Below are 14,453 nucleotides of genomic sequence, written 5' to 3' on the forward strand. Positions count from 1 at the left end.
AGGATGTCCCTAATGCGTGCTCTTCGAAAGTCCCGATTGGTTCATTGAAACATTCGTTTTCAATTCTTTGGCACGATTTCGAGCGACGCTTTTGAATGCAGACTCCGCGTGCGGTTTTCGACTTGCGGGCCCCCACGGATTTTCTCAGAGACTTGACCCATCATCGCCGGGCCCGCTGCTTGCTAGAGACGTTTTGATCGTCGCTTCATTGTGAGCGATGAAGGCAAAATCGGATCAACGAGGTACACGGCCGGTCACGCGTTGGGATGGTTCATTGGTTGAATGCCAATGCCGTTTTGCAGTTTGGTCCTAATCAGGACATTTGAGCGAATGCTTTGCAGCGAGTATCTGTTGTGCGCTGCGATCACGCGAGTTTGTACGCTTGCCGTTATCAGAATTCCCAGCCTATTTTGTTCAGGTGCGAGATTTCGCGTTTTCCGTCGAAGCGGAAGACGATTCTGTTTATTGGCGAAACGCTTCGATGGCTCAATCCCGTTTTGGAGGGATGCAGCTCGTCGATTCGGTGTGACGAAAGCGGGCGCGCCAAAATATCTTACGCTTGCGCCTTGATGAAAAAGAGCCAAGTGCCCAGCGAAGTAGAATGGCGAAGTCGTCTTCCGCAGTTGCATCGCGAATGCAAAAAGATCACAGGGTAACGAGGCTTTCAACGAAGTGATTTCGTCTATCCACCTCGAAACGCTTCCCCCGGAAAGCGTTTCGGTTTGCTTAGATTGGTCTAATTGCTTTCTGCGGAACCGGTCAGGATCAGCAATTCGTTAGCGGTCAGACCCAGGCTCGACATCGTCGTTGATTGTTCCTCGATCGCAGCAGCAATGGTTGTCGTATTGACGTTCACCTTTGAGACGCCTGCTTCAATTTCCTGTGTCGAAGACACGACGGCATCGATACAGGAAAGGATTCCAGTGACACTCTCTGAAATATTGTGAGTCGCGTCGGAAGTTTGCTTTGCCAACTCCTTCACCTCGCTAGCGACAACGGCGAACCCGCGACCCGCCTCACCGGCACGAGCTGCTTCGATCGTTGCGTTCAGGGCAAGTAAGTTAGTTTGTTCGGCTAAACCACGGATCAGATCGACCACTGCACTAATCGCTTGGCTGCTTGAAGTCAGCGATTCAATTTCGGATTCAGCAGACTTGGTCGCAGACTCGGTTGTTTTTGCTAGAGCAGCGGTGAGTTGGACATTACTTGATATTTCCTCAATGGTCTGAACCATTTGCGTAACGCTTGACGCAACTTCATGGCCAACCTTGGCAGTCTGTTTAACGGTCCTATGGTGTTCCACTTTGGTCGTTATGTCGGTTGCATATTTGACGACCTTGAATGGTCTCCCCGCAGTATCAAAGATTGGGTTGTAAGAGGCTTGTAACCAGACTTCCTTCCCGTTTTTTCCGACGCGTTGAAACTCATCCGCCTGGAATTCTCCTCGTTTTAATGCCGCCCAAAAATTCCGGTATTCATCCGACGAACGGTCCTTGGGATACACAAACAGGCTGTGATGTTGGCCTTGAATTTCACTTAGGGTGTAACCCACCGTGTCAGTGAAATTTTGATTTGCAGTAATGATCGTCCCGTCAAGTTCAAACTCGATCACAGCCAATGCTTTGTTAAGCGCTTCAATTTGGCCTGTGAAATTTGCATTTTCACGCTTCTGAGAAGTTATGTCGGTAGCGTATTTGACAATCTTGATTAATTGGCCATCCGAATAAATTGGATTGTAAGACGCTTGCAGCCAAATCGACTCTCCATTTTTCCCAACCCGATTGAACTCATTTGCTTGGAATTGCCCGTCGTTTAGCTTGTCCCAAAACTCTCGGTATTCGCTACTCCGCGCGTACGAGGGTTCTACAAACATACGGTGATGTTTGCCCTGGATTTCCCCTAGCGAATAGCCGACCGTATTCAAAAAGTTCGCGTTGGCGGTCAGGATATTTCCATCTAGATCAAATTCGATCGTTGCCAGTGACCTATCCAGAGCGTCAATCTTTCCCTGTAGTTCTTCGACGGACACTTCTTTGCCATCGCTCGGATCCATACTGGATTTCAAACTCGATCGGTCGTCGTTTCTAGACTTGCGACTCCACATACTTTGTCCCCTTGCCCTTAGGTAATTTGCCATAACTAAACATACAGTGCATTTAACTCAATCATTTCTAAGTCGCTATTGTTACTCAGGCTTCAGAATTGCATTCGTTTGCGTTATTTTGTCAGGTCCCCATGGTTTGTTTGTGCCGAATATATCGCGTTTGTGGGCACCGTTTGCCAGGAGAAAGATTCATCGGATCGAGTTCCGAACGCCATTTGGCGGTGGTGTCGAGTGCGCACCAGAACATGCAGAAAACTCAAGCGGTGTGTATTAGACGAGTGAATGCAACACGACGCGTAAAACCCCCAAGTCACCTATCTGCAGCTCGCCTATATGAGGTCGACGATGCTTCCGAATTCGGGATCGAGCAGTCGGCGGTAGGTTCGGACAGCGAACCGGTCGGTCATTTGCGCTATCGTGTCGCAGATGATCCGTGCGGAGGTGTGTTCGTCACCGGTTGCCTCTTTTAATGCGGCTTCGGTGTCAGCGGTCAACAGACGCAGAGGACGTTTGCGACCGCCGAGGTAGTTGTCGGCGAGAATCCTGAAGAGCTCGCCGAGCACGCGACCCGCTTTGTGGTCGAGTTGCTGAAGCTGCGGTGATCGGAACACGAGGTCGAGCGAGATCCGTTTGTAGAGATTCGACTCCGCCGCGGCTTCGGGCGCGACGTTGACATTGTAACAGTATCTCGCACTGCGATTGGACATGAAATTGTCGCTGGCTTCAACAATGTCGGCCGCAGCAATAAAGTTTCCAACCTTGCGACCCATCATTGGTTCCAACCGTCGCCGTCGGATGGCACTGCAAAGGTTTTCGATATGTTCCGCCTCGTCGCCCCTGATGTCGTTCGCCTCCGCCCAGTTCTCCAGTTGTTCCAGGTTAATAAATCCGGCGTTGACGCCGTCGACGATGTCGTTGACTGAATATGCCGTGTCGTCGGCCCAGTCCATGATTTGGCACTCGACCGATTTGAAGCCGTTGCGTTCGTCGCCGGGTCGCAGTTCAGACAAGAATGCGTCACTGCCAAAAGTGAAATCGAGAAATCGTCTCTGTGTGTTGTAGACGAAATGATTTGATGCGTCGGGGGTCTCCGACAACAACGTTTTATATTTTAGTGTGGCATCGAGCAGTGCGCGCGAAGGGTCCATGCCACGGTCGCCATAAATGGTCTGTGTCAGCAGGCGAAGCGTTTGGGCATTGCCCTCGAATCCGCCGTGGTCTCGCATCAGTTCATGGAGCACTCGCTCGCCGGCGTGGCCAAAAGGCGGGTGGCCGATATCATGTGACAAGCACGCGGCCTCGACGAGATCGGGATCAATGTAGTATTCGTCGCCAAACGCATCGTTCATCACCTTGAGTCGGGCACAGATGGAACGGCCAATTTGAGCAACTTCGAGTGAGTGGGTTAGCCGCGTGCGGTAGAAATCGTACTCACCGGATAGAAAAACTTGCGTCTTACTTTGCAGGCGACGGAAGGCGGAGGTGTAGAGGATACGGTCCCGATCGATCTGGAAGGGAGTGCGGTAGTCGATTGGCCGTTCCCCGTTAGGACCGGATAGTGGTTCGGTATCAAAGTCGTTGTAGAACGTGTTTGCCATCGTCGGTCGCGTTTTAAGAACGGGAAGTTTGCATGATTGGTAACTGTACCAGCTTCCATCACAATCAAGAACGGCATCCTGTGAGAACCAATCGCCAGTTCGCGAGAACCGGTAATCGCCAGCAAGTTTCTTGCCGACTTAGCCTCGGTGGGTTCGTTTGGCTAGGTCACCACCTGTTCCAAGCAAGGATTTAAGTCTCGATCATGTTGTGCGAGCGATTTGTCATGCGTACCACGCAATTCTGCGACGGATACTTCCACTTGCCGGGTTGCATGATGTTATTTCGGGTAAGATTGACACGTACCCACGTGGTGTCCGATGGCAGCGGCAGGATTCTGCAAGCAGTGTTTTATTGACGGTCACTTTTCATGCTCAAAACATTTGATGAAGCCTACCATTTCGTGCTGGAGCAAAAGATTTGCACGGTGTTTGGAAGCAAAGATTCGCCCTACCCTTCGCTGTGGGACAATACGGGACTATCAGAAAAGAAACCTAAAGCCGGAGGTTGGAGTCCTAAGGTCGTCGCGGTATGGGATTGGAAGACTCGGATTCCCCAGACGTATCCCGACGAGGTGTTCTATGGCAAGGTTGCCGGCGGCGACGCGGTGCTGATGGAAATGCAGCATTTTCGCAAGGTCCATTACTCCGAGGCGTTCCAGCCAATCATTGAGTTAGATCCGCTGGCTCAGGAAGTGTATAAGTTGATCCGTTTGGAGCCTGCGTACACGGGACGGCTACGCAAACGAGCGATCGCGGGCTTGGCGTGTTCGAAAAGTCAATTCGATACGGCGTTAAAGAAATTGCAAGTGAGTTTGAACATCGTCCGGTCGAACGACCCGAAACACAAAAACGATTTCTGGCTTACGATGCGCGAGGTGCATTTGGACATCGTACAGGACCATGAGTAGTGCCGCTGAGTCACGTAAAGCGATTGGTGGTCTATCGGTTCGTTCGCAATTGCTTCACTGCTATTTGTTCATGATTCGCGTTCCCCTTCGATTGGTGCATTCGTCCATGGTAATTCACAAGCAAAATGTTCAGTCATTTGTGTTAGCTCACGGTTTCATTCTCGGCGTCATTTTAGGCGGTGGTCAATGGACGAGTTTCACACAGGCTCAATCGCTGCGAATTAAGTGCGTCGTTCCGATTGGTAATCAACCGCATGCTCGCAATCCAGCGACCATTTGGTATGACGATTTTGAGACTGACGCGCAATGGAACGCATACGCCGAGAAGTCAGGCTCGCTCGATGAGTCGGCTGGATTGGGTGAAACCGGGCGATCTCTTCGCATGGATTATGCCAAAGGCGAACGAGGCACGGGGGGGGCAAAGCTGTTCTTTGGCGATTCCCCCGCTTACCGCGCGAAAGTGGTTCGAAAGAGCGAACGGTTCGATGACGTCTATTGGCGTGTCTACGTGATGCACCAAGCAGGCTGGACAGGCGGCGGCCCAGCGAAACTGTCTCGGGCAACGAGTATGGCATCGTCTCACTGGAGCCAAGCGATGATTGCACACGTTTGGAGCAGCGGTGAATCATTGACTTTGGATCCAGCGACGGGCGTCAAGGACGGTAACGTGATCACGCGCCGCTACAATGACTTCGACCGACTGGATTGGCTCGGAAATAAACCCGTTTCGAAAACAAAAATCCACAGCAAGGACGAATCGGGTTGGTGGGTATGCGTTGAATCTCGCGCGAAGCTGAACACACCAGGAAAATCAGATGGTTTAAACCAATTGTGGATCGACGGAAACTTGGAGTGTGAGCGTCGGAATTTAGACTGGCGAGGTGACTACGATCAATACGGCATCAATGCTGTCTTTTTGGAGGCATATTGGAATGATGGATCGCCAATCGACCAGTCGCGTTGGTCGGACAATTTCGTGATTTCAACGGAGCGAATTGGCTCGGCTATTTGTTCATGTAATCCGATGTTGATTCGGACTTCCCTTCTCGAAGGCACATCATGGCAGGCTGAGGTGGCGACCGCTGGTGACACGACGAATGTTGTTTGGCGTTCGAATTCCGTCCCCGTTTCCGACCGTGTAGCAGTCAATGAGCGATCCGGAGAATTTGTTGGCCGCAGATCATCCTTCAACGCACTTTCGGCAGGCGAAGAGTATGTCGTTCGGATTCGGCTTGGCGGCCCGGATGGGATCCAGCCCTGGAGTCGATGGCATCAACGATTCCGAACGGGGGGAGTGCGATAGACGGAGTCCATATGAGCCAAAATACAACTAGCCTGTGCCAACATGCGGCTTCTTTGGACGGCACCTGGTTGCACTACAGACTTAGCGTTTGATTGATCAAGTTGCAAATCAGGACAAACAGAAAAGAATCAACTGAATTCCGCAGTCTGAATTGACTTCTCTGGGGTTGAACGTCCAAGACGCATTCTACATATTCCGCTTTGTAAGTGATTCCACCCTCGCCTTCCGCAAAGAATCAACACGATGGCAAGACCTGTTTTTCGATTCCTTTCGTTAATCTGTGTGATCGTGTTTGCAGGCTCTTCGCAGTTGCTCGCTCGCGAATTTTTCCTGACGATTGGCGGTGGTTACTCGCCAACGGGAAATCAGGCTTCGCTGGAAAAGAACGTACTGTTGTTTCGACGAACGATCGAGCATCAAGGGATTGTGCCTTTCCGAAACGATACGTTTTTTTCTGATGGTGATGACCCTGAATTTGACCTGCAAGTGATTGATGCAGAATCAATTCCAAAACCCAATCGCTTGATGGCCGAGTTTTTTGGTAGTCAACAGGATCTCGGATTGAGTTATCGCAATCACGAAATTCGCGATGTTCGTGGTCCATCCAAGCCGGATCAAATTCATCGCTGGTTCCGTGAGCTGAAAGGCCAAATCGAAGCGGGTGACCGTTTGGTGATCTATGTGACCGCGCACGGGCAACGCAGTCGACAGCGCGACCGCGAGTACAATACATCGATTGAAATGTGGGACAACTCATCGATCCAGATGACGGAGTTTGCAACGCTCTTGGATGAACTGCCTAACGAGGTAGGCGTCGTGATGGTGATGGTCCAATGTTACACCGGTGGTTTTTCGCATTTGATGTTTCGCGGGGGCGATCCAAAGAATGGTTTGTCTCCTCAGCGGAGAGTTGGTTTCTATGCAACCGTGCACGATCGGCCCGCGGCCGGTTGCACGGCCGATGCCGATGAGACCAACTATGCTGAATACAGCACCTACTTTTGGGCGGCGCTGTCCGGTGTCGATCGATTGGGGCATCCAATTGACCGTCCCGACTATGACGGCGACGGCAAAATTTCGTTTGAGGAAGCGCATGCTTACACGATTCTGAATGCGGACACGATTGATTTGCCGGTGAAAACGTCGGGCGAATACCTTTCCGTGGTCAGCAGGTTTGCCACGGAAAAGGATAACGGCGCGACGCTGCTGAAAAACAACGAATCATACAGCGTCGTTCTCAAATACGCTTCTCCGGTCCAGCGGCGTGTTCTTGAAGAGCTATCGGAACAATTGGACTTGGACGGCGACGACAGTCTTGCCGAGGCTTTGCGTCAGAGTCGGCCACAGCGTCGTCGTGGACGTCGGCGGCCAGAAAGCAAATCCGATACGCTGCGCCGCCGCATTGCCAACGATTTGAAGACTCGTTGGCCTGAGCTTGCTAATGTGATGAACCCAATGTCAGTTGAATTAGTCACGAAGCAGCAAGAAGTGTTTGTCCGTGCCATTGAGCAACACCCCGAATACCAGCGTTACCGAGAACTGAAGTTGCAGGATGATTCCTCAACCAATGAACAAAACTTACGGGTCAAATATGAGCGTTTGTTGCGGGTTGCGGACAACGTTATCATGGCCGAAAACCTACGCCGTCTCTCGATGCCCAAAGAGTTAGCGGAATACTTGGCGATCGTCGCGGCGGAACGCACGACGTTGGATTGACTCTCGCCCAACCTCCCAGCACCGATGTATCCTCCGATGCCCGTGATGATTTCCCAACTTGCCGATACGAATTTTAGGCCTAGAGATGTCGCTGATAAGAATGCAGATGCTGTGACTGAAGGTGAGCACGTTTGTCGAATGTCGTGTGTGGACAATGAAAGCGAGTTGGAACCTCTGAACTGCCTGCTGACTTCGCTAAGCGAGGACCACTACGCCAAACATTCCAAGCGTATAGACAGCTATGTATTCATCGCTCATAAGAACAATAGAATATTGGCCGTATTGACGCTATGTTTTCCTTGCAACGCAAACGAGTTAGATGGTCAATACAGGGAATGTATCGACGATTTTCTACTTGGCGAACAAATGGATGTAAAATCAGAAAACTACAATTTGTTTAATCAAGCAAAGAAAAATAACAAACTTGTGTATATCGGTTTGTTGGCATCGTTCGGCCTCTCGAATCACGGGACAGTTCCAGGCAGATTGTGGTATCGAGCGATCACTGACATTCAAAAAGAACGAGAAGTAGAAACGCTTAGTATCTGTGCTTATACGGTAGGTGGAATTACGATACGTGGTGGAGGACCAGACGGTTCACGAGATTACCACAATCATAGGGGAAACGAACGCTCAATGCGTTTGCAGGAAAACGTTGGAATGAAGACCATTGGAGCCGGTCAACGGGAACATGAACTGGAAGTTCCGCGCACGCCGTTTATTTGTGAGCTTTTTCCATCAATCTGCGTAACTGGTAGCCATGATTCTTTAATACTCTCGACAACAGTGCATCGAGAGTTGCGGTTTGGAGAGGTAGACTTAACGCGGTACTTGCGTCGTAGGTAGTTAAAACGCGAAGTACGTTCTTTTCTCGCCGCCGCGATAAAGAGATCATTCTAATTTCGTCGGCGCAGTGTCATCTGGATTCTCTGATTCTCGATTCGCTCCGTCGTGGGCGAGACATGAGCGTTGCTTCAAATGTCGATGTGCCTCTGTGCGGAATGAATGGATGGCAAATGCGCGAACCCTAGAGCATTTTACTTTTTTTGTGGCTGGGGCTTCCAGTCCCAGTATGGTTTTCACTGCGGCTGGAAGCCACAGCCACTAAACGCACAGCCCGCGGCATTTGGCAAAATGCTCTATCGCGACCAAATGTAGGTAGCAACTGCGCGCGATGGCAGCGACAGCGTGGCTTGGCGGTTGCCTTGTTCGAGTCGGAAAGTGGCAGAGCGGTTACTGTCGTTCAGTACGATCAGTACGAGGTCGCCGTCGGGTGTCTTGAAGGCGACGTTGGGTAGATTGGGGACGACATTTGATGCGATTCGATAGGATCCAGGACGCACAAATTTCGATGCGTGTGCGACAATGTAATACGCCGGATTTCGTGTTACTTGGTTCCCCGAAACAGTGATCGCTCCGAGACAGCGGTCACAACCGCCCTCGGTGTGAGGATCTTGGTTTGGGTCCGACGCTAGATTCCATTCCAACACCGTCCGGCTCCAATTGCGGGTTGCGCCGACGATCAACTCGCGAACATGCCAAGCCATGTCACCGGCTAAGTTACCCGGTGCTCCGATCCATTGCTCCGTGAAGTAGAGATTCTTGTTCGGATGTGCTTCATGCACCTGGGACATCGCGGTGATTTTTCCCCCGTAAAGATGAAAGGCCGATCCATCGATATAGTTGTAGGCCTCGTCATCATTCAAGATGGAAATGGGATAATCGGGACGATCGCAGTTGTGATCGTAGATGATGATTTTGGTGTCGATTCCTGCTGCTTCAAACGCGGGGCCCAGATGGTGTTTGATAAATGTCGCTTGTTGGTCGGCAAGCATTAGTAAGCTAGGGTTGTTGCCGGGGTGCAGTGGTTCGTTTTGAATGGTGATCGCATCAATGCAAATTCCCTCTGACTTCATCGCTAGGATGTAAGCAACGAAGTAGCGTGCGTAGGCATCGCTGTACTGCGGCAGCAAACTTCCGCCCACCGAATCGTGATTGTCCTTCATCCAAGTTGGCGGGGACCAGGGTGATCCCATCAAGCTGATATCCGGGGCAATCCCCAAAATCTCCTTCAAAATTGGAATGACATGCTTGCGGTCTTCTCCCAGGTCAAATCGCTTCATCTCAAGATCAACTTCGCCGGGCTGCAAATCGTTGTAGGAATAGACGAAACGGCTCAGGTCCGATGCTCCGATCGATAATCGAAGGTAACTAACTCCAATTCCCGTTGCATCGGTCGAAAACAGTTCTCGGAGCAAATCGTTGCGAGCCGACGCATCCATTTGCATCAACAATTCGGCACTTCCGCTGGTCAACGTAAAACCAAACCCATCGATCGATTGGAACGACTTGTCTGGATCGATCAGAATCGTTGCTGCTGAGTCGCCTCGTTGCGGCGGGTGCTTCGCAACGAACCGTGTTTCGCCATGCTGTTTCTCGAATCGTTCAGCACCATTTGGATCCGTCAGCCAACAGCGCACATTGGCTGCCAAAGCGGAGTCACTGATCATGGTTCCGAGGAGAACAAGCAGGATCACAGTAAATAACGAATGGAGTCGATTCATCTTTTTTCGCGGTTGTTTTCAGTATGGGGAAGTGCGCGGTATCGATGGTGTCCGTCGCTGTGTTGGCGATCGTTTTGCCCCGTTTTGGTGCAATTGCTACAAACTTCAACGCGGAGCGGGGCTGGGGATGGAGTCGACAAATTCGATTCGTACTGGATAGGCCATTTCGTAGTCTGGCTGTTTCGGCATTGTGATTTCGAGGCCATTTCCCGTGGCACGCCACTTCAGATCACTGTGTGTTCCCAACAAACGAATCGATTTGAGATTGCTTAGATCTGCCCCGGCGAGCGTCTTGATCGTTAACGTTTCGCCGGGCCAATCGAGCACGGTAGCGAACAAAACTGTGTTGGCTTTGTTACGGGTGAAACGGATGTCCTCGGGCGTGCCGATGTACTTCAAGTGACCGTGATCATCCCGTTGGTTCCATGCTTTTGAGACCTCACCAAGCACAACGTAGGGACGCGTCGCATAAACGGCTTCCCCGCAAACCTTCAACCAAGCTCCTAGTTCACGAATCATTTTCTTTTGGTCTTCCGGAAACGTGCCATCAGCTTTTGGGGCAATGGCCAACATCAAGACGCCACGTTTGCTGATGATGTCGATTAACTCATCAACGATCACATTGGTCGGCTTAATCGGTATGCCTTCGGCGAAGCCCCAGTTGTTTCCGTCGTAGATCGAATCGTCCGTTTGCCAAACCATGTCAGCAATATCTTTGAACGCACCACGTTCAAAGTCGCGTACGGCGGAACCCGCTTTGAAAGTAGCCGAATTCTTGTAGTTCAATACCACTCCAGGTGCTCCAATTGCTCCCTTTTTCCACTGGATCGCTTTATTGTAGTAGTGCGCGGCAAAGTCTTTGCGGCGTGATTCGAAGATAGGTGGATTCATGCCCCAGTCAAAATAGTGCAGATCAGGTTGATAGAGGTCGGTGACTTCCTTTGTTCGTTGCAGCCAGCGATCGAGATCACGTTCGCTCGGCTGAACTATGTCGCCGGACCGATTCACCCACTCGGATCGCTTTTCCATTTGTTCTTCCGGCTTGATGCGAACTTGATCCGCATTCGGCGCAACGATTGGACTTCCGTAGAGGTCTTCATATGCTGGGTTCTTGGCGTCGTAACCGTTAATGTGGTTCCATTGAAAGAATCGGTAGTTCCACGCGGAGTGATTCGACACGCCATACTTCAGGCCTTTCTTTCGCATCGCATCGGCCAATTCTTTGACGATATCACGGCGGGGCCCCATCTCGACCGAATTCCACTTTGTAAGCTTCGAGTCCCACAAGCAAAAACTGTCGTGGAAAACCGCCAGCGTGCAAAAGTATTTTGCACCACCCTCAACGCAAAGATCGGCCCACTGATCCGCATCGAACTTGTCCGCGGTCCACATGGGAATCAAATCCTTGTACCCAACGGTTGATGGATCACCGTAAGTTTTGATGTGGTGTAGGTGAGTGGCCAAACCTTGATTGTTTCGGCTGCTTTGTCCTTGTTGGCAATACATCCAACGTCCGTACCACTCAGCCGCATGATCTCCCTTAAATGCCGGCACAGAATAGATTCCCCAAATCGGCCAGAAACCCAGTTTGGCGTCCTCATACCATTCAGGCGCCTCGTAGTTCTGTAGCGACTCCCAGGTTGCGTCGTATTCTTGACCCAAAATGGGCGTGGCAGTCACACTAATGACGATTGCCAAGCAGATGGATTTTGTATTAAACACTGAAAAACCTCTTAGTAAATTCACTTCATTAAACGACTTTTTGCCCGGCTCATTACCCTACTGAGGCGCAGCCAATTTCGAGTACCCAACGACTAATTCTCCACGCTTGGTCTTGCCAATCAGTTTGCAGACAAAGTTCTTTGCTGTGATCCCGTTTGCGGTGCCGTCGAAGGTCAGAACGAGGCCATCCCTGTGAGGATCGGTACTGACCAAGCGGGCACCGCGACCATAGTTCACGGCTTCAGAAGCACCAAGCCTAAGCGAGTCGAGGTCGAGGTCCTGCGATGCATTAAAGCCATCCTCAGAGTGGATAAGTACCTTGATTTGCAGCGTGTTTTGCTTCACCGGTGTTGTGTTGAGCATGCTCACTCGGCGATAAACCACCAGCGGAATGACTAAATGTTTTGCGCTGTGGTTGTCGTTGCCGTAGTCGTCAGCTTTCTTGACGTCGATCGCTGCCAATGAAAGATGCGTTGCTCGGCCGTGTTCATCCTGGAGCACGTTGGGACGTTCGACTTTGTACCAAAAGGTACGCGTCCCATCCTCGTAGACGGTGCAGGTAGGCGTGTATGCCAGTCCATCCTCATATTTCCAATTCACGCCATCGGGTGAACGCAGATAGATGGCTCGGTAGTCGAGGAACGCGTTGATCAGCATATGATATTGCACACCGTCGTACCAAAGCGCGGGATCCTCATAGTTGGATTTGCGGTATTGCTCAGGAATTGTTGCGTTCTCATCGACCGTATTTGTCAGTACCTTGTAGGGGCCAAGCAGACCGTTTTCGCTACGCATCATGGCCCCTGCCTTTGTTACCATCAAAATACTTCCGTCGCCGCACTGCACACCTGAGAGATTTCGGAAATACCTGTAGGCTCGTGGGTCGGATTCGTCATGTTCGACCGTCAACTCGCCTTCAAACATCCAAGGACCGTTCATGCTTGTCGAAGTAAGGAAGCAGGCCTTCCAGTCGATGAGCGAATAGAGTGCAAAACGACGATCGTGAAGAGCGATAATGTTTGGATTGTGTCCAAGGCCATCGTGGAATTCATAGGCGATGTCGTCGACGACTTTGTACGGCCCCGTCGGATCGTCTGCAACAACATGGGCCACCCTAGAGAAGGGCCATTCCCAGTGGCCTTTGCGAGCACCCTCGGGCCAACGCGTAACCAGAATATGGTATTTCATGTCACCGGGATCCCTAATGACTTTACCACCCCAATACGTCCAATCAGGATCCTCGACCCCGTTATCAGGATCACGCGGCAGCACGCCTTCGGCACCCCACAAATCGGAGGAAAGTTCCTTGTGAATCGGCATCGGCAGAAGCAGATCGCTGAACGAAGCGCCGCGAACCGCTTTGACAATGGCGCTGGCAGTTTCAGAAACGGGGCTTACATTCCCGCTGTAATCAACCGCTTCGACTGCATAGGTGTTTTGGATGCCTTTAATCGGCAGCATGTCTTCGTAGCGTTGACGCGTTATACCGCTCGCAATTCGTGTTAGATGATTGCCTTCGGCATCGCCACGCAGGATGTTGTAACTCGCGATGTCCTTGTCGTTGATTTGCCATTTGAGATTTATGACCCACGCCTCGCCGACTGCGTCGACGTCACTGGGAGCCTGCGGCGGGTCGGTATCCACTTTTCGAATCTTTACAACCGGAGAGGCCGCACTTTCTTCATCCGTCATTTGAGTTACGGTATAGTAATAGGTTATGCCGTTGGTGATAGCTGCGTCGTCCCATGCGTATCCCTTCACACCTTGGGCTATTTTCTCATAAGACTTCCTGGGATGATTGCTTCGGTAAATTGTGTACCGTGCATCCGAAGGACCTTTACTCCATTTTAAACTGATGCCGTCGTCGTTCACTACGCCATCCAACTCACGAGGACCGGCAGTTTCCGAACGCAGAACCTTGAGGTCAACCCAATCAACATAGACGTTGATGTTGTGATCGGATCGTAGCATGAATCGGGCGAAAGGTACGCCAAGCCGGGAATCTTCTTCGCTGACGGTATAGGTTCCTTCAAACACTTTAGGCTCAGTTGCTGCCGTCGGAACCTTGACCTGATCAGCAAGAACACGTTCTGTGTCTCCAAAAACGAGACCAAAACTGACTGTAGCATCGCAGGGATACTCTGCTTTTGCAGCAAACCGCCAAGCAAGAACATCACCAGCGGAAACCTTCGCGTAGCTCGCGTTGTGATCCAGAGTTGGTGATTCATACGTGGCAACGAGATTTCCTCCGCTAGAAATTCTTCCCTCAGCCAAGCCAAGTTTCATATCGCCTATTACAGCCTTCGACGTCCAATGTGGCGATTGCCTAAATTGCCGCCAACCTGACATGATTGTTCGAAAGTCCCCATCAAGCACACTCTCGTTTGGTAGATCGCTTCCGATAAGGACGATGTCGGCCTTTGCGCAAACAGCGAATCCGAATAGGGAAAAAATCGAAACGACTTTGATTAGATTCATCGGAATTTGTCTTGTTTGCGGGCGTGGATTGTCATCTTAGTTCCGACTCGATAGGGCGAT

Annotated in this window: 9 protein-coding genes; 4 read left to right on the forward strand and 5 right to left on the reverse strand. The window is 51.0% G+C overall.

Features of this window, described 5'->3' with window-relative positions:
• Nucleotides 1-736: 736 nt before the first annotated feature.
• Together CA13_RS00965 and dgt are read right to left on the reverse strand one after the other, a co-directional pair.
• Nucleotides 737-2,053, reverse strand: coding sequence for a methyl-accepting chemotaxis protein (locus CA13_RS00965; RefSeq protein ID WP_419193787.1), 1,317 nt, complete (start codon nt 2,051-2,053; stop codon nt 737-739).
• Between the two features lie 380 nt (nt 2,054-2,433).
• Nucleotides 2,434-3,702 carry a dGTP triphosphohydrolase gene (gene dgt, locus CA13_RS00970; RefSeq protein WP_146393954.1) on the reverse strand — a complete coding sequence of 423 codons (1,269 nt, stop codon included), beginning with the start codon at nt 3,700-3,702 and terminating at the stop codon, nt 2,434-2,436.
• 368 nt (nt 3,703-4,070) lie between these two features.
• On the opposite strand from dgt, the gene CA13_RS00975 reads away from it, so the two are divergent.
• The 4 genes from CA13_RS00975 to CA13_RS00990 all read left to right on the forward strand — a co-directional run bounded on the left by CA13_RS00975 (nt 4,071) and on the right by CA13_RS00990 (nt 8,475).
• Nucleotides 4,071-4,610: an AlkZ-related protein gene (locus CA13_RS00975; protein ID WP_146393956.1), complete on the forward strand. Its 540-nt coding sequence runs from the start codon at nt 4,071-4,073 to the stop codon at nt 4,608-4,610.
• On the forward strand, nt 4,603-5,913 hold the full coding sequence (locus tag CA13_RS00980) for a hypothetical protein (protein WP_146393958.1): 1,311 nt from the start codon (nt 4,603-4,605) through the stop codon (nt 5,911-5,913). Before CA13_RS00975 ends, CA13_RS00980 begins: the two co-directional genes overlap by 8 nt.
• Before the next feature lie 243 nt (nt 5,914-6,156).
• Nucleotides 6,157-7,629: a hypothetical protein gene (locus CA13_RS00985; RefSeq protein WP_146393960.1), complete on the forward strand. Its 1,473-nt coding sequence runs from the start codon at nt 6,157-6,159 to the stop codon at nt 7,627-7,629.
• A gap of 45 nt (nt 7,630-7,674) precedes the next feature.
• A complete protein-coding gene (locus CA13_RS00990) occupies nt 7,675-8,475 on the forward strand; it encodes a hypothetical protein (RefSeq protein WP_146393962.1) in 801 nt (266 codons plus the stop codon).
• A 293-nt stretch (nt 8,476-8,768) separates the two neighbouring features.
• On the opposite strand, the gene CA13_RS00995 is transcribed toward CA13_RS00990, so the two are convergent.
• From CA13_RS00995 to CA13_RS01005, 3 genes are all read right to left on the reverse strand, one after another.
• A complete protein-coding gene (locus CA13_RS00995) occupies nt 8,769-10,193 on the reverse strand; it encodes a glycoside hydrolase family 30 protein (protein WP_146393964.1) in 1,425 nt (474 codons plus the stop codon).
• Between the two features lie 105 nt (nt 10,194-10,298).
• Nucleotides 10,299-11,915, reverse strand: coding sequence for an alpha-L-fucosidase (locus tag CA13_RS01000; protein ID WP_419193788.1), 1,617 nt, complete (start codon nt 11,913-11,915; stop codon nt 10,299-10,301).
• A gap of 57 nt (nt 11,916-11,972) precedes the next feature.
• Nucleotides 11,973-14,393, reverse strand: coding sequence for a hypothetical protein (locus tag CA13_RS01005; protein WP_146393968.1), 2,421 nt, complete (start codon nt 14,391-14,393; stop codon nt 11,973-11,975).
• Nucleotides 14,394-14,453: the final 60 nt, after the last annotated feature.

Source organism: Novipirellula herctigrandis (assembly GCA_007859835.1).
Taxonomy (GTDB): Bacteria; Planctomycetota; Planctomycetia; order Pirellulales; family Pirellulaceae; genus Novipirellula_A; species Novipirellula_A herctigrandis.